Consider the following 20,641-nt stretch of genomic DNA (forward strand, 5'->3'; position numbering starts at 1 on the left):
AGAAAATGGCTACGATTGAGAGAAATCTTCGCAAAGAAAGAATTGGGAAAGTCGTAAGCAACAAAATGGACAAGTCCATAACTGTAGCTGTAGAACGTAAGGTAAAGCACCCTATCTACGGTAAGTTTGTTGCAAAGACAACCAAATTTATGGTTCATGACGAGAAGAATGAGTGTAACCCAGGTGACTTGGTTAAAATCAGCGAAACTCGTCCGCTGAGCAAAAATAAGCGTTGGAGATTAGTTGAAATTATTGAAAGGGCTAAGTAATCATGATACAGCAAGAATCCAGACTAAGCGTTGCAGATAATTCCGGTGCCAAAGAGGTATTGGTAATCCGCGTGTTGGGAGGAACTGGTAAGCGTTATGCTTCAATCGGTGATAAAGTAGTCGTGACTGTAAAGTCAGCCCTATCTTCCAGCAATATGAAAAAGGGTACCGTCTCTAAAGCGGTAATTGTAAGAACCAAGAAAGAAATTCGTAGAAAAGATGGTTCTTATATAAGATTCGAAGACAATGCTGCCGTGTTGCTTAATAACAACGATGAGCCTAGAGGTACCCGTATTTTCGGTCCAGTAGCTAGAGAGCTTAGAGAAAAGCAGTTTATGAAAATCATTTCCTTGGCCCCTGAAGTACTTTAATCATGGAAAGAAAATTCAATAAGCAGCCTAAGCTGCATATAAAAACTGGTGATACCGTTAAGGTAATCTCCGGTGATGAAAAAGGAAAAACCGGGAAGGTTGTTTCAGTTGATACTGAAAATAGAAAGGCCATCGTAGAGGGATTAAACATGATCACAAAACATGTGAAGCCAACTGCAGCTAAGCCACAGGGAGGTATTGAGAAAAAAGAAGCTTCACTTCACATCAGCAATCTTATGCTTGTTGATCCTAAGACAGGTGAAGCGACTCGTACTGGCCGTAAAGTAGGTGAAAATGGTAAACTTGTAAGATTTTCAAAGAAAACTGGGGAGGTGATCAATGGCTAATCCAAGAATTAAAGAAAAGTATTTGAACGATATCGTTCCTGCTTTAAAGGAGAAGTTTCAGTACTCCTCTGTAATGCAAGTGCCTAAGTTGACAAAGATCGTCCTTAACAAAGGTATCGGAGCAGCGGTAGCCGACAAGAAATTGGTAGATCAAGGGGTAGAAGAACTTTCTTTGATCACTGGTCAAAAAGCTGTAGCAACTAAAGCTAAGATTGCAGTCTCTAACTTTAAATTAAGAGAAGGCATGCCAATTGGTGCAAAAGTTACACTTAGAGGCGAAAAAATGTATGAATTCCTTGACCGTTTGATGACTGTTGCTTTGCCTCGTGTTCGTGACTTCAAAGGAATTTCCGATAAAGGTTTTGATGGAAGAGGTAATTATACGCTGGGTGTTACTGAGCAGATTATCTTCCCTGAAATCTCAATCGAGAAAGTAAATAGAATCTCTGGCATGGATATCACGTTTGTGACTACAGCCGGTACAGATGAGGAGGCTTTTGCTCTGCTTAAAGCTTTCGGTATGCCTTTCGTCAACAAAAATAATCTAGAATAACCATGGCAAAAGAGTCCATCAAAGCTCGTGAGAGAAAAAGAGAAAGACTGGTAGCCAAGTATGCCAAGAAAAGATCTGAGCTGAAAGCTGCAGGTGATTACGAAGCTCTTGACAAATTACCAAAAAATGCCTCTCCAGTGAGACTTCACAATAGATGTAAGTTGACTGGTCGCCCTAAAGGATACATGAGAAAGTTTGGTATCAACAGGGTAACCTTCAGAGAAATGGCATCTGCAGGAAAGATCCCGGGTCTGACTAAGTCTAGCTGGTAAAATAACGACAGTAGTTTTTATTCTAAAAATCAATTCGTAACTTTGCACGCCCAATTTGGGTGCTGCTAGACTATATTAATATGACTGATCCAATAGCTGATTATCTAACTCGTTTGAGAAATGCCATTAAAGCATCTCATCGAATAGTTGAGATACCTGCTTCTAACATCAAGAAGGAGATCACAAAAGTATTGCATGATAAGGGATATATCCAGAACTATAAGTTTGAAGATAATGGTCCTCAAGGTGTTATAAAAATAGCCTTGAAGTACAATCCTACTACCAAGCAAAATGCAATTGTGAGTCTGGAGCGAGTTAGTACACCAGGTTTAAGAAAATATGCCAAGCATGACGAACTCCCAAGAGTCATCAATGGACTTGGTATAGCAATCGTATCCACCTCGAAAGGTGTGATGACAGACAAAGAAGCCCGTACCGAAGGTATAGGAGGCGAAGTACTTTGCTACGTATACTAATTTACTATCATGTCTAGAATAGGTAAAAAACCAATAAATATACCCAGCGGTGTTACTGTAGACGTGTCAGCTCATGGAACTGTCACTGTTAAAGGTCCAAAGGGTACTCTGACTCAGGATGTGAATCCGGATATTCAGGTAAAAGTGGAGGGAAAAGAGATCGTTCTTACTAGACCTACTGACTCTAAGCGTCATAAATCTTTACATGGACTTTATAGAGCCCTGATCAATAACATGGTCACTGGTGTCTCTGAAGGTTATAAAAAAGACTTAGAACTTGTTGGTGTAGGTTATAAGGCTTCCAATCAAGGTCAAGTACTTGAGCTTAGTTTAGGCTATTCTCACAGTATTTTTATGGCATTGCCTAACGAAATATCTCTAAAAACAGATACTCCGAAAGGTAAAAATCCAGTGATTACTCTGGAAGGAATTGATAAAGAATTGATCGGTCAAGTTGCTGCAAAAATCCGTTCTCTGCGTAAGGTTGAACCTTATAAAGGCAAAGGAGTGCGCTTCACTGGTGAAGTTGTTAGACGTAAGGCTGGTAAAACTGCCGGTAAAAAATAATAGGTTATGGCATTTAATAAGAATTCCAGAAGACTTAGAATCAAGCAGGGCATCAGAAGAAAAATTTCTGGTACTGATTCCAGACCTCGTTTGTCAGTTTTCAAAAGTAATACTGGCATTTATGCACAGCTGGTCGATGACCTTAAGGGTATCACGGTAGCTCAAGCTTCCTCTAAGGAGCTTGGATCTAAAGCAAATACCAACGTTTCTGTTTCTAAGGAAGTTGGTAAAAAGCTAGCAGAGAGAGCAGTTGCTAACGGTGTATCTGAAGTAGTATTTGACCGTAATGGCTACTTATATCATGGTAACGTAAAAGCTTTGGCCGATGGTGCCAGAGAAGGAGGCCTTAAATTCTAATCATTATGTCTCAAGTAAGAAGAAAACCCATTAGGGCTACAGATACAGAATTAAAAGAAAAAGTAGTTGCTATCAACCGGGTTGCCAAAGTGGTAAAGGGTGGTAGAAGATTCTCTTTCTCTGCTATTGTTGTTGTTGGAGATGGCCAAGGTATTGTAGGTTATGGATTGGGTAAAGCCAATGAGGTAACTGATGCAATCACAAAAGGTATCGAAGATGCTAAAAAGAATCTAGTTAAAGTTCCGGTTTTGAAAGGTACAATTCCTCATGACCAAATTGGTAAATTCGGTGGTGGTCTTGTTCTAATCAAACCTGCAGCTGCAGGTACTGGTGTAATTGCCGGTGGTGCTATGCGTGCAGTATTGGAATCTGCTGGCGTTACAGACGTTTTGGCAAAATCGAAAGGTTCTTCAAATCCTCACAACGTGGTTAAAGCAACTATTGATGCTTTGGTCCAACTGCGAGATGCTATTTCTGTCTCTCAGCAAAGAGGAGTGAAAATGTCTAAAGTCTTTAACGGATAATCATCATGGCGAAGATAAAGATTACTCAAACGAAAAGTATAATCGATAGACCGAAGGATCAAAAAGCTACAATTGTAGCTTTAGGCCTAGGTAGAATTAGTAAGTCTGTGATTGTCGAAAATACCCCACAGATTGCTGGTATGGTAAATAAAGTGAATCACCTTGTAAAAGTGGAGGAAGCTTAATTATGAAATTATATACATTAACTCCAGCCGACGGTTCAACAAAGAACCGAAAAAGAATTGGTCGTGGTACTGGTTCTGGTAGAGGCGGTACGTCCACAAGAGGTCATAAGGGAGCTAAATCTAGGTCAGGTTATAAGTCAAAAATCGGTTTTGAAGGTGGTCAAATGCCACTTCAGAGAAGAGTTCCGAAGTTTGGCTTTAAATCTTTGAATAAGGTTGAGTTCAAACCGGTAAATTTGGATACCTTGCAGGCCCTTGCTGAGCAATATAACCTTTCAGCTATCAACTTAGAAGCTTTAGTATCTCATGGATTAGCTTCCAAGAACGATAAAATAAAGGTGCTTGGTGGTGGGGAACTAAAAGCCAAATTGGAAGTAAGTGCACACGGATTTTCAGCTTCTGCAGTAGCAGCAATTGAAGGTCTTGGTGGTACGGTAAACAAGATTTAAATAAATGAAAAAGTTTATTTCAACAGTAAAGAATATTTTCTCGATCGAAGATTTGAGAGTCAGAATTGTTAATACAATTGGCTTTCTTATCATCTTTAGATTAGGTTCATTCATCGTTTTACCTGGTGTAGATCCTTCAAAACTTGGAGGTGCACCCGAAGGTATTTTCGGTTTAATTGATACCTTTTTGGGAGGAGCATTTAGCAATGCGTCCATCTTCGGTCTTGGAATAATGCCATACATTTCTGCATCTATCGTTTTGCAGTTACTTACTGTTGGAGTTCCATATTTTCAAAAAATGCAAAAGGAGGGTGAATCTGGGCGCAAGCGGATTAATCAGATCACTCGTGTACTAACCATTCTGATTACTATTGCTCAGGGAATTGGTTATGTTACAGCTACCATCTTACCTACAGGTGCCGTAATGGTTAGTACCTCTCTTTTTATGTTTAGTTCTTTGGTCCTTCTATCTGCGGGTACAATGTTTTGTATGTGGTTAGGAGAAAAAATTACCGAGAAAGGTATTGGTAATGGTATTTCAATGTTGATTATGATAGGCATCATATCAAGATTCCCGGGTGCCATTATTGCTGAAGGATTGGAAAAAGGTTCGTCTGGTTTGCTTTTGTTGATTATTGAAGCAGTCGTTTTGTTCTTTGTAGTAGTTGGAGTGATTGCATTGACCGAAGCTACTAGAAGGATACCTGTTCAATATGCAAAACAAGTAGTTGGAGGAAAAGTATATGGGGGGCAACGTCAATACATTCCTATAAAGGTGAATGCATCAGGTGTAATGCCAATCATATTTGCTCAATCTTTAATGTTTGTTCCTGCTTTGATTGCTCAGATTTGGGCCACCGAAAGTGATATTGCCAATTACATTGGTACTACTTTTTCGGATTTCACTTCCTGGCAATACAATTTGTTGTTCGCTTCTTTGATCATTATTTTCACTTTCTTCTACACGGCTATTACTGTTAATCCAGAGCAAATTTCAGAAGATATGAAACGTAACGGAGGTTTTGTGCCTGGTATAAAGCCTGGTGCACCTACTTCGGATTTCATCGATAGCATCATTTCTAAAATTACCCTTCCAGGTTCAGTCTTGTTGGCTGCTGTAGCAATTCTGCCTGCTTTGGCAATTATTGCTGGTGTTGGTAGTGAATTTGCCCAGTTTTATGGTGGAACATCTTTACTTATAATGGTAGGCGTCATTATGGACACTCTGAGACAGATTGAAAGTTATTTGCTTATGAGACACTACGAAGGGATGATGAAGAGTGGTAATGTGAAGAACAATCCTTCTAATTATCAGGTTGCTTAAAAATGATTTATTACAAGACTTCGGAAGAAGTTTTAAAAATTAAAAATAGTGCTGATATACTTGGTAGGGCTCATGGAGAGGTTGCCAAGTATGTTAAAGAAGGGGTAAAGACCTCTTTGTTAGATAAAATTGCTGAAGAGTTTATTAGGGATCACGGTGCTGTACCTTCCTTTAAAGGGTATAACGGTTTTCCCTCTTCACTTTGTATTTCTGTGAATGAAGTTGTCGTTCATGGTTTTCCTAGTGATTATGAATTGAAAGATGGCGATATAATCTCGGTAGATTGTGGAGTCTTTCACCAAGGTTTTCATAGCGATTCCGCTTATACATACCCCGTCGGTGAGGTTTCTCCTTCTGTTCTTGCATTACTTCGTACCACCAGAGATTCACTCTATTTAGGAATTGATCAGGCAATATTTGGTAATCGTATTGGTGATATTGGTCATGCGATTCAAAAGTTTGTCGAGGCGAAAGGCTATACCGTGGTTCGTGAGTTAGTAGGTCATGGACTCGGTAAAAAGCTTCATGAAGCTCCTGAGGTTCCTAATTATGGCAAAAAAGGAAGTGGCCCCTTGTTGAAACAAGGGATGGTGATTGCGATTGAGCCCATGATCAATCTTGGATCTAGAAATATTGTTCAAGAGAGAGATGGTTGGACTATTCGAACTGCAGATCGAAAACCTTCAGCTCACTTTGAGCATACAATCGCGATATTTGAAGATAGAACAGAGGTCTTAACGACCCATAAATACATAGAAGAGATAGTTAAATTCTAAGATGGCCAAACAGACATCAATCGAGCAGGACGGTACCATTACTGAAGCATTGTCAAATGCTATGTTTAAAGTGGAACTGGAAAATGGGCATCAGTTGATTGCGCACATTTCTGGTAAAATGAGGATGAATTATATCAAAATCCTACCCGGAGATAAGGTTAAATTAGAATTGTCTCCCTATGATTTATCAAAAGGCAGAATTGTTTATCGGTACAAGTAATCTTGAGTTTACTCTAGGTGAAGCTTACGATAAGATTATGCCAGTAACATATGGCCGAAAAGTAAAATAATAATCATATGAAAGTAAAGGCATCTATTAAAAAAAGAAGTGCTGACTGTAAGGTGATCAGAAGAAAGGGAAAACTTTACGTCATCAATAAGAAAAATCCTAAGTATAAACAAAGACAAGGTTAATCATGGCTAGAATTGCAGGTGTAGACATACCAGACAATAAGCGCGGCGAAATTGGACTTACCTATATTTTCGGTATCGGTAGAAGCGCCGCCAAAGCGATCCTGAGCAAGGCCGGTATCTCTTTTGACAAAAAAGCAGGAGAGTGGAATGATGAAGAATCCACCGCTATCCGTAATATCATCGCTGAGGAATATAGAACAGAGGGTGTGCTTAAGTCAGAAATCCAATTGAACATTAAGCGTTTGATGGATATTGGATGTTATAGAGGTTTGAGACACAGAAAAGGACTTCCGGTTCGTGGTCAAGGCACAAAAAACAATGCCAGAACAAGAAAAGGAAAGAGAAAGACTGTTGCTAACAAGAAAAAAGCAACTAAATAAAATCTGATTTAGATCATGGCTCAGAAAAGAAACGATAAAGCAAAAGGTAAAAAAAGAGTTGTAAAGGTAGAAGCTGTAGGTCAAGCTCATATTAAAGCTTCCTTCAACAATATCATTATATCTATTACCAATAATGCAGGTCAGGTAATCTCGTGGGCTTCTGCCGGTAAAATGGGATTCAGAGGCTCTAAGAAAAATACTCCATACGCTGCTCAAATGGCCGCTCAAAACTGCGGTCAAGTAGCTTTCGACCTTGGTTTGAGAAAAATCGAGGTATTTGTAAAAGGTCCGGGTGCAGGTCGTGAATCAGCGATCAGAACTTTGCAAAATGTTGGTTTGGATGTAACTACCATCATTGATGTTACTCCGATGCCGCACAACGGTTGTCGTCCTCCTAAGCGTAGAAGAGTTTAATTTTAAAAAAGTTACAGAATGGCAAGATATACAGGTCCTAAAGCGAAAATCTCCAGAAGATTTGGAGAAGCTATCGAAGGTCATAGCAAAGCGCTTCAGAAGAAAAACTACCCTCCAGGAATGCATGGTCGTGGTAGAAGAAAGAAGCAGTCTGAATATGCAGTTCAGCTTTCTGAAAAGCAAAAAGCAAAATACATCTACGGAGTTTTGGAAAGACAATTCGCCAAGATGTTTGACATTGCTTCTAGAAAATCAGGTATTACCGGTGAAATCCTTCTTCAATTGCTTGAAGCGCGTTTAGATAACACCGTTTATAGATTGGGAATTTCTCCTACTCGTCGTGGCGCTAGACAGCTTGTGGGTCACAAGCATATCTTAGTAAACGGTGAAGTGGTTAATATTCCTTCATACACCCTCAAGCCAGGTGATGTGGTTTCGGTAAGAGAGCGTTCCAAGTCTCTTGAAGCGATCACAAATAGCCTAGCTGGAAAAGCAGCAAATAGATATCCTTGGTTAGAGTGGGATAATGCTTCTTTGACAGGGAAATTCGTCAGTGTTCCAGGCAGAGATGATATTCCAGAGAATATCAAGGAGCAACTCATTGTCGAACTTTACTCTAAGTAATATTTTACTATTTTCAGCTAAAAAACAGAACGAGATATATGTCCATACTAGCATTTCAAATGCCCGAAAAAGTGGTGATGGAGAAAGCCGACGACTTTCATGGCTTGTTCACCTTCAAACCGCTAGAAAAAGGCTATGGAGTTACCATCGGTAACGCTCTCAGAAGAATTTTGCTTTCTTCTTTGGAGGGATACGCCATCACTTCTATCAAAATCCCAGGAGTGGTTCACGAATTCTCTACCATTGAGGGCGTAGTAGAAGACGTGACTGATATTATTTTGAACCTTAAGCAGGTTAGATTCAAAAAAGTGCATGATGCATTTGATGGAAAAATAACTGTCGAGATCAAAAATCAATCCGTGTTTACCGCAGGGGACATTGCGAAGTTCACTTCTTCTTTCGAAGTATTGAATCCAGAATTGGTTATTTGTCATATTGATGAGACCAAAAATTTTGAGATCGAGATTACCATCGAAAAAGGAAGAGGGTATTTGCCAGCTGAAGAATCCAAACCAAAAGAGCAGGTTTTCGGTCAGATTTCTATCGATGCTATTTTCACTCCTATTAAGAATGTAAAATATAGCGTAGAAAATACTCGAGTTGAGCAAAAGACTGACTTTGAAAAATTGATCCTTGAAGTGACGACGGATGGTTCGATCCACCCAGAAAAAGCACTTCAGGAATCTGCCAAAATTTTGATTCAGCACTTTATGTTGTTTTCGGACCAGACAATGGTACTCGATTCAACTGGTGTTGCTGAGCCAGAGCCAATTGATGAGGAATTCCTACACATGCGTAAGCTATTGAAGACGTCCTTAAGTGATCTTGATCTTTCGGTTCGTGCATTCAATTGTCTTAAAGCTGCTGATGTAAGAACGCTTGGTGATCTTGCCAGACTTGAAATTTCAGATATGATGAAATTTAGAAATTTTGGTAAAAAATCCCTAGCTGAATTGGAGCAACTGATCCAAGAAAAAGGCCTGACCTTCGGAATGGACATCTCTAAGTACAAACTTGACGAAGAATAATAAAAAATGAGACACGGTAAGAAAATTAACCACCTTGGTAGAACTGCCTCTCACAGGAAGGCAATGCTTTCCAACATGGCAGCTTCCCTGATTCTTCACAAGCGTATTTCAACGACGCTTGCCAAGGCTAAAGAATTGAAGAAGTTTGTTGAGCCTCTGGTGACCAGAGCGAAAGAAGATTCTACACATAATAGACGTATTGCTTTCTCCTACCTAAAAAGCAAAGAGGCTATCAAAGCTCTTTTTGGCGAGGTAATTGAAAAAGTAGGTACTCGTCCAGGAGGATACACCAGAATTATTAAGACTGGTTTTCGTCTAGGCGATAATGCTGAAATGTGTATCATCGAATTGGTAGATTTCAATGAGTTGATGTTGAAGGATGCTAAACCAGCTAAGAAAACCACCAGAAGATCCAGAAGATCCACTGGAAAGGCTGCTGATACTCCTGCTGCAACAGCTACTGAAACCGACAATGGAGAACAGTAAATTGAAAGTTTATCTTCAAATATCAAAAGGATTGGACGCCCGTTCAATCCTTTTTTTTATACCCGAGCCTAATTTCCCCTCCCCAAGAATTATTAACTTTGGGCAATCTTCAATGAAATGATTAAACAAAAAGCTACCCTACTTCTAGCTGATGGGACAGTATTCTACGGTTCCCTGATCGGTAAAGCCGGCACCAATGGCGGTGAAATATGTTTCAATACTGGAATGACAGGATATCAGGAGATTTACACTGATCCCTCTTACACCGGTCAAATTGTAGTTACCACGACTTCTCATATTGGTAACTATGGGGTTCACGCCGAAGAAATTGAATCTGACCATCCATGCGTTGCAGGAATCGTGGTTAACAGTTTTTCTGAAGTGTTCTCAAGACTTGATGCGTCTGGTTCTTTGCAAGATTACCTTGTGAATTATGGAATTACTGGTATAGCTGATATTGACACCCGAAAACTAGTGAGACACCTTCGATCCAAAGGAGCGATGAATGCGATCATTAGTTCAGAGTTTGAAGGTAATTTAGAGGGACTCAAAGCTGAGCTTTCTAAAGTTCCGGACATGAATGGATTAGAATTATCTTCTTCAGTTTGTACTCAGGAACCTTTTTTCTTCGGTGATCAAAATGCTCCAATTAAAGTGGCCTGCCTTGATTTTGGGATCAAGAAAAATATATTAAGAAATCTGGCTTCCAGAGGTGTCTACTGTAAAGTCTATCCTGCCAAAACCAAATTGAATGAAATGGAAGAGTGGGGACCCCAAGCGTATTTCCTTTCCAATGGTCCAGGTGATCCTGCCGTAATGGAATATGCGGTTGACACAGTAAAGGACATTCTTGAAACTGGAAAACCTGTATTTGGAATTTGTCTTGGACATCAACTTTTGGCTGAAGCAGTAGGAATCAAAACCTATAAAATGCATCACGGGCATCGTGGATTAAATCATCCGATCAAGAATCTTTTGACGGGCAAAAGTGAAATAACCTCTCAAAATCACGGTTTCAACGTAGTGAGAGAAGATGCAGAAAGTAATCCTCAAGTGGAAATCACTCACGTTCACCTAAATGACAATACTGTAGCAGGAATTAGACTTAAAAATAAGCCTGCTTTCTCGGTTCAATATCACCCCGAATCTTCACCAGGACCTCATGACTCAAGGTATCTGTTTGATGATTTTATTACCCTTATAAACCAAAATTAATTCTAATAAACCTTTTAAAACTATGACGTTGATTCAATCAATTCATGCAAGACAAATCCTCGATTCAAGAGGAAACCCTACCGTAGAAGTTGATGTAGTAACTGAAAATGGCGCATTTGGACGTGCAGCGGTACCTAGTGGTGCTTCTACAGGTGTCAATGAAGCAGTAGAACTCAGAGACGGAGACAAAAGCAAATATCTCGGAAAGGGTGTATTGAAAGCGGTAGCTAATGTCAATGATATCATCGCCCCAGAACTGGTAGGCATGGATGTATTTGAGCAAAATACCATTGATCAGATTATGATCGACCTAGACGGTACCCCTACCAAGAGCAAGCTGGGAGCGAATGCAATTCTTGGAGTTTCTCTTGCAGTGGCCAAAGCTGCGGCAATGGAAGCAGGCCAGCCTTTGTATCGCTATATCGGTGGTGTGAATGCTAATACCTTGCCTGTACCGATGTTGAATATCATCAATGGCGGTTCTCATTCCGATGCACCAATTGCTTTCCAGGAATTTATGGTTCGTCCGGTTGGAGCTTCCAGCTTCTCTGAAGCCATCCGTATGGGTGCTGAAATTTTCCACAACTTGAAAAAAATCCTTCATGACAAAAACCTTAGCACTGCTGTGGGTGATGAAGGTGGTTTTGCTCCAAATTTCTCAGGAGGTACAGAAGAAGCTTTGGCTTGTATCCTTGACGCAATTGCAAAGGCTGGCTACAAGCCAGGAGATGATGTGACCATCGCTTTGGATTGTGCTTCTTCTGAGTTCTATAAAGAAGGGAAATACGACTACTCTAAGTTTGAAGGACCAACAGGTAAGGTCAGATCGCGTGAAGAGCAAGTGGCCTATTTGGCCGAATTGACCGAAAAGTACCCTATCGATTCGATCGAAGATGGTTGTGCTGAGGAAGATTGGGCCGGTTGGGCAATGCTTACCGCAAAAATCGGTGATAAAGTTCAGCTAGTTGGTGATGACCTTTTTGTAACCAATGTCAAATTCTTGAAGAGAGGCATTGAAGAAAAGTCTGCAAACTCCATCTTGGTAAAAGTAAATCAGATCGGTACACTTACCGAAACTTTGAATGCTATCAGCATGGCTCATAAAGCTGGATTTACAGCAGTAATGTCTCACAGATCAGGAGAGACAGAAGATTCTACAATTGCTGATTTGGCTGTGGCTGTAAACTGTGGACAGATCAAGACTGGTTCTGCTTCTCGTTCAGACCGTATGGCTAAGTACAATCAGTTGCTCAGAATTGAGGAGCAGTTGGGAGAATCAGCAGTTTTCAAAGGTAGATTGAAATAATTCTCACACCGAATGTTCATTCCAAGACAGCCTCCTAATTGGGGCTGTCTTTTTTTTGCATCATTTTTGTACCTTCAGACCGAATCTGATCTATTCTTATGAAGAAAATCTTCAAGTACGCAGGCAATTTTTACTTCCTTTCCATTGTGTTTTTTCTCTTCTGGATGATATTTATCGATTCTAACAGTGTGATAATCCATCTCAGACTTACCAAGAAACTTTGGAATCTAGAAAATCAAAAGGAATATTACCAGGAGAAAAAACAGCAGATCAAAACCGAAAGGGAAGAATTGATGAGTAATGCTGAACTTTTGGAAAAGTTTGCTCGTGAACGTTACCTGATGAAGAAACCAACCGAAGATCTTTATGTCGTTGTGGAGAAATAAATTCTGGATCTCTTTGACTTTTGTATGCGTCCTTTTCCAGTCCATAGCTTTTGGACAACGAGAAATTGACCCCGATGAGAATCCATCTTTCAAAGACAGGATGTATTTTGGAGGAAATTTGGGGTTGCAATTTGGTACGGTTACACTCATTGATGTTTCCCCTCTAGCTGGAGTAATGATTACACCGAAGTTTTCATCTGGCATCGGTGCCACTTATCAGTATTATGATGACAACCGATTTCAAGGATCAGCCGGATCATCCTACGGTGGAAGGGTTTTTACCCGCTACAATGTCCTGCCTAACATCTTTGCCTATTCCGAATTTGAGTCGATCAACTGGAATGCCTACAACTTTTTCAATGACAGATTTCAGCGTACTTGGACGGATGCCTTCTTTTTAGGAGCGGGCTATTTTGCGCCTTTTGGGCCAAGAGGTGGCGCGAATTTTACTTTTCTCTATAATCTGATGCATGACAACCGCAATTCCTATTACAATGAACCTTATGTAATACGGGTTGGTTTTGTGATGTAATTGCTCCTCTTTTCCTCCATGAACTCTCTGGTATCAAAAATATTTCGTACTCATCAAGAGTGCTCGGATTGCCCTTCGCCGAAAGTGATTCAGCAGTTTTTTGAAGAATTGCTGGGTTTGTTATTTCCCGAATATGCGGTGCAGAAGGCCAAAAGTCAAGAAGAAGTGGCTGCTAGGCTGATTCTTTTGCGCGAACAATTGGCTTCGATTTTATCAAGAAACCACCATTTGCATTCAGGGATAGGTTCAATATTGGCGAAGGATTTTTTTGATCGGCTTGAGCTAGTTTTTGATTGGGTTCATCAGGATGTGGATGCCATGTATGCAGGTGATCCTGCAGCCAAGTCCAAAACAGAGATTTTGAGAAGCTATCCCGGGTTTTATGCAATTTCGGCCTATCGAATTGCCAACCTTCTTCATCAGTTGGGGATTAAATTGATCCCAAGGATGATCACCGAAATCGCTCATAGTCGTACCGGTGTGGATATTCACCCTGGAGCTACTATTGGTCAATTTTTTTGCATAGATCACGGTACAGGAGTGGTGATTGGTGAAACTACCGTGATTGGCAACCATGTGAAAATCTATCAGGGTGTTACACTAGGTGCACTCAGTGTGGACAAAGCTGATGCGGATTTAAAACGGCACCCAACAATCAAAGACAATGTAATCATTTACGCAGGAGCGACGATTTTGGGAGGAAAGACGGTTATTGGTAAAGATTCCGTGATTGGAGGAAATGTCTGGTTGACCAAATCAGTGCCGGCTAATTCCAAAGTCTATTACCAAACCCAAATTCACCATGAAGATGGATTGGTGACAGATCGATATGTATTCAAAAATGATTTCGATGCGACTCTTTGAACTGATTGGAAATACTCCCCTCGTGGAGCTTGAGCATATTCCTACCCATCCCAAGGTAAAAATCTTCTGTAAGATGGAAGGTCAAAATCCCGGAGGAAGTGTCAAGGATCGTGCAGCGTACAATATGTTGCGATCTGCCTTGGATCGAGGTGATATCACAAAAGGAGATAAGCTTGTAGAAGCGACCAGTGGAAATACTGGAATTGCTTTGGCTATGGTAGCTAAAGTGCTGGGTCTGGAAATGACCTTAATTATGCCTGACAATTCCACAAAAGAGCGCGTACTCTCCATGGAAGCCTACGGGGCCAGAGTCGTTCTCACTCCCGCTGCCAAGACAATCGAATATTCACGGGTTTTGGCCGAACAAATGCGCGATGAGGAAGGTTACTTCATGCTCAATCAGTTTGGCAACCCGGACAATTACCTCGCACACTACAAGACCACAGGGCCAGAGATCTGGAGAGATACGGAAGGAAAAGTCACCCATTTCGTTTCTGCTATGGGTACTACGGGTACGATCATGGGAGTATCCCGGTACTTAAAGGAAATGAATCCTGCGATTCAGATTGTTGGTACTCAACCTACAGACGGGTCAAGTATACCTGGAATTCGACGTTGGTCCCCAGAATTTTTGCCGGAGATATTTGAAAGAGAAAGAGTAGATCGGGTGATAGATGTCAGTCAACAACAAGCGACTGAAATGACTCGACGGATGGCAAAAGAAGAAGGAATCCTCGCCGGAATGAGCAGTGGGGGAGCACTTCATGCAGCTATAGAGCTTTCCAAAGAACTCGATGAAGGTCTCATCGTCTGCATCACCTGCGACAGGGGAGATCGATACCTGAGCTCGGATTTGTTTGGGTGAAAAAATGATGTGGCCCACGAGTTAACTCGTGGGCCACTCTTTTTAATCTTTAATCAGGACAGTTTAGAAAAACCGTTTCATCTTCTCCAATCCCTCTTTCACCACCATACTTGCGTCCATGGCATAGTAAGTGGGATTGAAAAGCTCCAGAGAGAGGATAATTTGTCCACCTTTCGACTTTAATGTCTCTGCCAATTCTTTCATCGGAGCACCCCCGTCACCAGGCATCACTCTATCTTTATCTTGTTGTTCTGTTCTGGGGATGCTGGCAGGGAAATCATTCATGTGAAAGATATCTATCGCATGCCCATCCAGCATTTTCATTCCTTCAAAACCGGAACCTCCTCGGAATAGGTGATAGACATCTGCGAGGATTTTGGCATCCTTGTCATCTGCGGCTGCTGCCACCGCCATGGCTTGCCCAAGATGGAAGAAAGAGGGAAAGGCCCCCCAAAATTCCAATTGAGGCATAACCCCAGTTTTTCTGCCCAACTCAAGGAGTTTTTTATAGCGTTCACCTGCCTTTAGCAAGTCTAGTGGGGCCTCGGTTCCGATGGCCGGTGCAGCTACTCGCGCACATCCCAATTCGGCAAGGATTCCCATTTCCTTTTCCATTTGAGCAAAACCAGCCTTGCTTTTCTCTTCGTCTTGGGCCATCCACGTCGGAAAACCGATGCAGTCGAAAAACTCAAGCCCAGCATCGGAAGCCAGCTTCTTTAGGGATGCAATGGTCTTACCTTCTTTTACATAGGCTTCGATTTCCATCATCCAAGGTTCAAATCCATCATAACCAGATCGAGCTGCCAATTCGATGATCTGGGGGAGGCTCAGTTTTTGACCTCGTATCGTGCTGGTGTTGAGAGAGAATTTAAACTGTGTCGATTCCTTGGAAGTAGTGGCAGCCTGCACAGAAGTGGCTGTCGCAGCGAGTGGTGCGAAGGCTAGTGTTTTTAGGAGTTGTCTTCTGGATGTCATAGGAGCTTTGTTTTTATCCGCTGAAAACATCTTGAATCCGTTTAAACATATTTTGAATAAATGGTTTCAATAAGAATTTTCAATCGTATTTTTCAAGATGCTTAAAATAGTGTTTTTCCTGAGTCCAGTTTTCTTTTTTCTGAGTAACGGAATTTCTGCACAAGTAGCGGGCGAAAATTTGCCCTATATCCCAGCCTATCGGGAGCAAATTCCCTATTTCCAGGAACTGATCACTGGCGGGCAATTTGCAGAACCATCTTCTCTGATCAAGGGCGAACCCTACTATGGTACCCGTCAGTTTGAGTCAGGCACACTAAGGATCAACGGAATTACCTATCCCGCTGTGCCCCTTGTTTATGATTGCTTCCGAGATCAGTTGGTTACTTTCCATCCCATTTTCAATCAGAAGATCTTGATCAAGCCGGAGAAAATCGATGGCTTCTCTCTTTCCAATGGAGACTTATTCAGACACTTTTCTGGTAATGAATCCTATTCCCGACACGGAAATGGGATCTATCAAGTAGTCGGAGAGGGGAAAGCAATCGCACTGGCAAAGCGCTATAAGACCACGAAGGCGCTCAGAGAAATGTCCCGATTTGACGAAGAATATCTCGAAAAAGTAGATTTCTTTATCCTAAATGATGGAATATTTACAGTAGTGAAAAAGGCTTCAGATGCTTACTTGGCTTTGGGCTTGGAACCAAAAGTCCTAAAGAAAGAACTGAAAGCTAAAGGTCTTCAATTCAAACCAAATCCAGAGGGTTTTTTGAGTTTTCTAGTTTCTCACCCCAGCGTGGATTGATACAGATGAAGGGATTTTATAAAAGTTTGGTATTGCTGATGGCTTCTTTTTTCTTAAGCCAATTGGCCTTTTCCCAAGAGGAAAACAGGATTACAGGATTCTTTCCGGGGGTTACCTTTGATCGATTCGCTGAATTGGTGGAAAAAGAGACTTCTTATCGATTTTTTTTCAAGGAAAGCGATGTGGCAGGACTGACAGTCAATCTCCAAGCGAATAAGGACAAATTGGAAGATGTGCTTGCAGTGATTTTTCTGAAGACGGATTTGAAATTTTCCATTTCCGCCCAAAAAGAGGTCTTTGTTTCCAAAGGTGAAAAACTCCAGGTCGATTTTCTGCCAAATTATTTTCAGGCTCCAACTTCAAGTTTTTCAGCGTCAGGGGCTCAAGATGAATTTGTACGCAATAGACGTTATGTAATCGGGATTCCAGGTGGGGGAAATGAAGCCAAACTCGTAGGGGTGGTTAAAAGTCTGGAAAATAATCAGCCCATAGAAGGAGCCATCGTCTATGAAAAAGAATCGATGCAACAAACCATCACGGATAAGGAGGGAAAATATGAAATCACTATTCCCAAAGGATACAAAACACTCCTCGTCCAGAATATCGGAGGATATACCGAGCAGCGACTTTTGGATGTTCAGGGAAATGGTACGCTTGACCTGAATATCGGTGAAGGAGTGTTTGCTCTGAATGAAGTAGTGGTTAGATCAGGAGCGTTGACCAATGTATCCCGGCCTGAAATGGGCGTTCAGTCTCTTTCTGTCCAGCAGATGCGTAAACTTCCTGCGGTCATGGGAGAGGTGGACATCATCAAAGGTATCCTGACCATGCCTGGAGTGAATACGGCAGGCGAGGCAAGTGTGGGCTTCAATGTGCGAGGCGGTGCTGCAGATCAAAACTTGATTCTTTTGGATCAAAATACCTTGTTTAATCCCTCTCACTTGTTCGGCTTTTTCTCTGCAGTCAATTCTGATATGGTCCAGGGCGTGGAGTTGTACAAAGCGGGAGTTCCGGCTAGCTTAGGTGGAAGACTTTCCTCTGTTTTACAAGTGACTCCAAAAAAAGGCAGGACTGACAAAATCGGGGGCTCGGGTGGTATTGGTCCCATGACCAGCAGATTGAGTATCGATGGGCCGATAGGAGCTAATACGACCTTTATCTTAGGGACTCGACTGACTTATTCAGATTGGTTGTTGGATGCTTTGCAGGACAGGATTGACTTAGGTGCAAGCCGTGCATTTTTCGCGGATTTCAATGGATCGGTAGAGCACCGATTCAGTGAAAAGGATGCGATTCGAGTTTCCGGATACTTTAGTAAGGATGAATTCCAGTTTGATCCGGATACGGTTTACAGCTATTCCAATCAGAATTTTGCGGTGTCATGGACACACTATTTCAATGATGAGTTGGAGGCGACTTTTTCAGCAGGTCAGGATGGTTACGATTTTTTGGTGGAAGGAGAAGACAATCCTCTCAATTCCTATCAGTATCGCTTCGATATCAAGCAGCAGTTTTTGAAGGCACAGTTTAGACAGGAAAAAGGAGACAGGCATATATTGACTTATGGTGTCCATGGGATTTACTACCAGTTAAATCCAGGAAAAATCAATCCATTTGGTACCCAAAGCATTGTCATTCCAGACCAGGTAGCTTCGGAAAAAGCCATGGATTGGTCGCTATTTATCGGAGATGAATTTGAAGTGAATGAGCAACTGACGATGAGTGGAGGACTCAGGTATAATTTTTACCGGTTCCTTGGGCCACAGACTTTGCCAGTATATGCTGCCGGAGAGCCTTTCCTTTCGGAAAATATTACGGGAGAAACCGTCTTCGGAAATGGGGAAAATGTCCAAACTTACCATGGTCCGGAGTTTCGGTTCTCGGCTAGATACGCACTTTCCAATTGGTCCTCTATCAAAGCAGGAGTCAATTCCATGAGGCAAAATATCCACTTACTGAGCAATTCTTCCGTCATTACTCCTACAGACACTTGGAAGCTTAGTGATCCATTCCTGAAGCCTCAGCGTGGGATCCAGTATGCTTTGGGCTTTTTCAGAAACATGAAGCAGGGGATGTATGAGCTTTCGACAGAAGTCTATTACCGAACCATGCAAAATCTCCTGGATTACAAGTCAGGAGCGCAGATCGTGCTGAATGATCGAATCGAACAGGACGTATTGGTAACTCAAGGCAAAGCTTATGGGGCAGAATTTTACCTGAGAAAACTCCAGGGTAAGCTGAACGGTTCGATTGCTTATACTTACAGCCGATCGCTACTTCAAACTGATCCTACAGAGAGAAAGGAGCAGATCAATCGCTCCGAATGGTATCCCAGCAACTTTGATCAGCCACACAATGCGAATGTGGTCATAAATTATGAACTCAGCCGTAGGCTAAATATGACCATGGCGGGTAAATACAGCACGGGAAGACCGGTCACATTACCGATCGCCAAGTTTGAATATGGTGGAGCTGAGCGAGTATATTTCTCTGACCGAAATTCCTTCCGCGTACCGGATTATTTCCGAATGGACTTTTCCATAAACTTGGAGGGAAATCATAAAGTCAAAAAGCTTGCTCATGCATCTTGGTCTTTTGGTGTTTATAATATTCTGGGAAGAGACAATGCCTATTCGGTCTATTATGTGCCGGAGGGAGGAAAGCTTCAAGGCTATCAGCTGGCGATTTTTGCTGAACCTATTCCTTTTATCACTTATAATTTCAGATTCTGATGAATAGAAGTTGGTTATTGTTTTGTGTTTTGATTGGGATCTTGAGTAGTTGCCGGACTCCTTTTGATCCAGAGGTTCCCGATACTGAACTTCGAATTTTGGTAGTGGAAGGCTATTTGGATACGGAGGGTATGAAAAGCGAACTTAAGCTTAGCAGGACCGTGCCACTTTCCTCTTCAGCCTCCATGCTTCCCGAAATTGGCGCAACAGTACTCCTCCGAAGTCAAAATGGTCAACAGTTTTCCCTTTCTGAAAAAGGTAAGGGTATTTACCTCTTCGAGAGAAACATAGACGAAAAACAAACTTACACACTCGAAATAGTACTGAAGTCAGGTGAGCGGTATGCTTCTGAAGTACTCAAGCCTATCAACACCCCGGAGATCATCGATGGAGGCTTCAAGAGGGACCAAGATGGTGTGGAAATTTTTGTATCTACTCAGGGGAATGCAGAGGCGGATGATTTCCTTTGGACTTTTGAAGAAACTTGGATTTACAGGCCTAGAATCAGAACTCCCTATATCTACGACTCCAGATTGAGAGATGTGAGGCAAAGAACTGAGGCTGAGCAAAACTCTCTTTGCTTCAAGACCGAACCCAGCCCTGATATCGTTATTGAGACCAGCTCGAGGTTTCAGGATCAGGTAGTTTTTGAAAAAACTGTGACTGAAATTCCCGAAGGAGATGAGCGGATCATGGAGCGTTACAGTATTCTGATCTCCCAAAAGGGAATTGCCTCCAAGGATGTTCAGTTTTGGGAGATTTTAAGGAAAAACACGGAAGATATTGGGTCTATTTTTAGCCCTTTGCCTTCCCTGATTGGAGGAAATATCAAAAGCTTGGACAACGCCTCCAGCCCGGTGATCGGTCAGGTGAGTCTAGGCGTAATCCGACAAAAACGAATTTATGTCAATCGAGCTGAGGTAAGCCCTTGGAACTACATAGATCCTCAGTTTAATGATTGTGTAATCGGAGAAGTGGCGGTACTGAGAGCTGCATACCCTGAGACTTTTGGTAATGGTGCTACTGTGCCCGCTCGAGAATTAATGCAGGGAACTACCATCATTGGTTATTATCCTTCCTCTCGCCGTTGCACGGATTGTACCCTATATGCATCTCCCATTCGACCGGATTTTTGGGAAGACAATTGA

The 20,641-nt window shown here is 41.7% G+C and carries 30 protein-coding genes; 29 read left to right on the forward strand and 1 reads right to left on the reverse strand.

Features of this window, described 5'->3' with window-relative positions:
* Positions 1-5 precede the first annotated feature (5 nt).
* The 26 genes from rpsQ (at position 6) to cysM (ending at position 14,984) form a co-directional block, all read left to right on the forward strand.
* Complete coding sequence (rpsQ, locus tag ACFPIK_RS14885; RefSeq protein WP_111392753.1) at positions 6-269, forward strand: 30S ribosomal protein S17; 264 nt, start codon at positions 6-8, stop codon at positions 267-269.
* A 2-nt stretch (positions 270-271) separates the two neighbouring features.
* Positions 272-640, forward strand: a complete 369-nt coding sequence (rplN, locus tag ACFPIK_RS14890; RefSeq protein ID WP_119476295.1) for a 50S ribosomal protein L14 — start codon at positions 272-274, stop codon at positions 638-640.
* 2 nt (positions 641-642) lie between these two features.
* On the forward strand, positions 643-987 hold the full coding sequence (gene rplX, locus ACFPIK_RS14895; protein WP_377916657.1) for a 50S ribosomal protein L24: 345 nt from the start codon (positions 643-645) through the stop codon (positions 985-987).
* A complete protein-coding gene (rplE, locus tag ACFPIK_RS14900) occupies positions 980-1,540 on the forward strand; it encodes a 50S ribosomal protein L5 (protein WP_377916659.1) in 561 nt (186 codons plus the stop codon). The genes rplX and rplE overlap by 8 nt, the downstream gene beginning before the upstream one ends.
* Positions 1,541-1,542: 2 nt before the next feature.
* Positions 1,543-1,812, forward strand: coding sequence for a 30S ribosomal protein S14 (gene rpsN / locus ACFPIK_RS14905; protein WP_377916661.1), 270 nt, complete (start codon positions 1,543-1,545; stop codon positions 1,810-1,812).
* An 80-nt stretch (positions 1,813-1,892) separates the two neighbouring features.
* Complete coding sequence (gene rpsH / locus ACFPIK_RS14910; RefSeq protein WP_377916663.1) at positions 1,893-2,288, forward strand: 30S ribosomal protein S8; 396 nt, start codon at positions 1,893-1,895, stop codon at positions 2,286-2,288.
* Positions 2,289-2,297: 9 nt separating this feature from the next.
* Positions 2,298-2,855, forward strand: coding sequence for a 50S ribosomal protein L6 (gene rplF, locus ACFPIK_RS14915; protein ID WP_377916665.1), 558 nt, complete (start codon positions 2,298-2,300; stop codon positions 2,853-2,855).
* 6 nt (positions 2,856-2,861) lie between these two features.
* Positions 2,862-3,212, forward strand: coding sequence for a 50S ribosomal protein L18 (gene rplR, locus ACFPIK_RS14920; RefSeq protein ID WP_377916667.1), 351 nt, complete (start codon positions 2,862-2,864; stop codon positions 3,210-3,212).
* A 5-nt stretch (positions 3,213-3,217) separates the two neighbouring features.
* Positions 3,218-3,736, forward strand: coding sequence for a 30S ribosomal protein S5 (gene rpsE, locus ACFPIK_RS14925; RefSeq protein WP_377916669.1), 519 nt, complete (start codon positions 3,218-3,220; stop codon positions 3,734-3,736).
* Between the two features lie 5 nt (positions 3,737-3,741).
* Entirely contained in the window at positions 3,742-3,921 is a 180-nt protein-coding gene (gene rpmD, locus ACFPIK_RS14930) for a 50S ribosomal protein L30 (RefSeq protein ID WP_377916671.1), read from the forward strand.
* Between the two features lie 2 nt (positions 3,922-3,923).
* Positions 3,924-4,370, forward strand: a complete 447-nt coding sequence (gene rplO / locus ACFPIK_RS14935) for a 50S ribosomal protein L15 (RefSeq protein ID WP_377916673.1) — start codon at positions 3,924-3,926, stop codon at positions 4,368-4,370.
* Between the two features lie 4 nt (positions 4,371-4,374).
* Positions 4,375-5,694 carry a preprotein translocase subunit SecY gene (gene secY / locus ACFPIK_RS14940; protein WP_377916675.1) on the forward strand — a complete coding sequence of 440 codons (1,320 nt, stop codon included), beginning with the start codon at positions 4,375-4,377 and terminating at the stop codon, positions 5,692-5,694.
* A 2-nt stretch (positions 5,695-5,696) separates the two neighbouring features.
* Complete coding sequence (gene map, locus ACFPIK_RS14945) at positions 5,697-6,470, forward strand: type I methionyl aminopeptidase (protein ID WP_377916677.1); 774 nt, start codon at positions 5,697-5,699, stop codon at positions 6,468-6,470.
* A 1-nt stretch (position 6,471) separates the two neighbouring features.
* Positions 6,472-6,690 (forward strand): translation initiation factor IF-1, encoded by a 219-nt coding sequence (gene infA / locus ACFPIK_RS14950; RefSeq protein ID WP_377916679.1) that lies wholly within the window; start codon positions 6,472-6,474, stop codon positions 6,688-6,690.
* A 77-nt stretch (positions 6,691-6,767) separates the two neighbouring features.
* Positions 6,768-6,884, forward strand: a complete 117-nt coding sequence (gene rpmJ / locus ACFPIK_RS14955; RefSeq protein ID WP_013927415.1) for a 50S ribosomal protein L36 — start codon at positions 6,768-6,770, stop codon at positions 6,882-6,884.
* Positions 6,885-6,886: 2 nt separating this feature from the next.
* Entirely contained in the window at positions 6,887-7,264 is a 378-nt protein-coding gene (rpsM, locus tag ACFPIK_RS14960) for a 30S ribosomal protein S13 (RefSeq protein WP_206570975.1), read from the forward strand.
* Positions 7,265-7,279: 15 nt separating this feature from the next.
* Complete coding sequence (gene rpsK, locus ACFPIK_RS14965) at positions 7,280-7,678, forward strand: 30S ribosomal protein S11 (RefSeq protein ID WP_119476308.1); 399 nt, start codon at positions 7,280-7,282, stop codon at positions 7,676-7,678.
* 18 nt (positions 7,679-7,696) lie between these two features.
* Positions 7,697-8,302: a 30S ribosomal protein S4 gene (rpsD, locus tag ACFPIK_RS14970; protein ID WP_377916683.1), complete on the forward strand. Its 606-nt coding sequence runs from the start codon at positions 7,697-7,699 to the stop codon at positions 8,300-8,302.
* 38 nt (positions 8,303-8,340) lie between these two features.
* On the forward strand, positions 8,341-9,330 hold the full coding sequence (locus ACFPIK_RS14975; protein ID WP_377916685.1) for a DNA-directed RNA polymerase subunit alpha: 990 nt from the start codon (positions 8,341-8,343) through the stop codon (positions 9,328-9,330).
* A gap of 6 nt (positions 9,331-9,336) precedes the next feature.
* A complete protein-coding gene (rplQ, locus tag ACFPIK_RS14980) occupies positions 9,337-9,816 on the forward strand; it encodes a 50S ribosomal protein L17 (RefSeq protein WP_377916687.1) in 480 nt (159 codons plus the stop codon).
* Between the two features lie 117 nt (positions 9,817-9,933).
* Entirely contained in the window at positions 9,934-11,031 is a 1,098-nt protein-coding gene (gene carA, locus ACFPIK_RS14985; protein ID WP_377916689.1) for a glutamine-hydrolyzing carbamoyl-phosphate synthase small subunit, read from the forward strand.
* Positions 11,032-11,053: 22 nt separating this feature from the next.
* Positions 11,054-12,337: a phosphopyruvate hydratase gene (gene eno / locus ACFPIK_RS14990; RefSeq protein WP_377916691.1), complete on the forward strand. Its 1,284-nt coding sequence runs from the start codon at positions 11,054-11,056 to the stop codon at positions 12,335-12,337.
* Between the two features lie 98 nt (positions 12,338-12,435).
* Positions 12,436-12,723, forward strand: a complete 288-nt coding sequence (locus ACFPIK_RS14995) for an FtsB family cell division protein (protein ID WP_377916693.1) — start codon at positions 12,436-12,438, stop codon at positions 12,721-12,723.
* On the forward strand, positions 12,704-13,255 hold the full coding sequence (locus ACFPIK_RS15000; protein ID WP_377916695.1) for a hypothetical protein: 552 nt from the start codon (positions 12,704-12,706) through the stop codon (positions 13,253-13,255). The genes ACFPIK_RS14995 and ACFPIK_RS15000 overlap by 20 nt, the downstream gene beginning before the upstream one ends.
* Positions 13,256-13,273: 18 nt before the next feature.
* Positions 13,274-14,119 (forward strand): serine O-acetyltransferase, encoded by an 846-nt coding sequence (locus ACFPIK_RS15005; RefSeq protein WP_377916697.1) that lies wholly within the window; start codon positions 13,274-13,276, stop codon positions 14,117-14,119.
* Positions 14,106-14,984, forward strand: a complete 879-nt coding sequence (gene cysM / locus ACFPIK_RS15010; protein ID WP_377916699.1) for a cysteine synthase CysM — start codon at positions 14,106-14,108, stop codon at positions 14,982-14,984. Before ACFPIK_RS15005 ends, cysM begins: the two co-directional genes overlap by 14 nt.
* A gap of 63 nt (positions 14,985-15,047) precedes the next feature.
* On the opposite strand, the gene ACFPIK_RS15015 is transcribed toward cysM, so the two are convergent.
* A complete protein-coding gene (locus ACFPIK_RS15015; protein ID WP_377916701.1) occupies positions 15,048-15,959 on the reverse strand; it encodes a sugar phosphate isomerase/epimerase family protein in 912 nt (303 codons plus the stop codon).
* A gap of 97 nt (positions 15,960-16,056) precedes the next feature.
* Here ACFPIK_RS15015 and ACFPIK_RS15020 point away from each other — a divergent pair, with 97 nt between their 5' ends.
* Genes ACFPIK_RS15020 through ACFPIK_RS15030 form a run of 3 tightly spaced genes read left to right on the forward strand, consistent with a single transcriptional unit; the run spans position 16,057 to position 20,641 of the window.
* Positions 16,057-16,761 carry a ubiquitin-activating E1 family protein gene (locus ACFPIK_RS15020; RefSeq protein ID WP_377916703.1) on the forward strand — a complete coding sequence of 235 codons (705 nt, stop codon included), beginning with the start codon at positions 16,057-16,059 and terminating at the stop codon, positions 16,759-16,761.
* 38 nt (positions 16,762-16,799) lie between these two features.
* A complete protein-coding gene (locus ACFPIK_RS15025) occupies positions 16,800-19,493 on the forward strand; it encodes a TonB-dependent receptor (RefSeq protein WP_377916705.1) in 2,694 nt (897 codons plus the stop codon).
* A complete protein-coding gene (locus ACFPIK_RS15030) occupies positions 19,493-20,641 on the forward strand; it encodes a DUF4249 domain-containing protein (protein ID WP_377916707.1) in 1,149 nt (382 codons plus the stop codon). The genes ACFPIK_RS15025 and ACFPIK_RS15030 overlap by 1 nt, the downstream gene beginning before the upstream one ends.

The sequence above is a fragment of the Algoriphagus aquatilis genome, assembly GCF_042657405.1.
Taxonomy (GTDB): Bacteria; Bacteroidota; Bacteroidia; order Cytophagales; family Cyclobacteriaceae; genus Algoriphagus; species Algoriphagus aquatilis.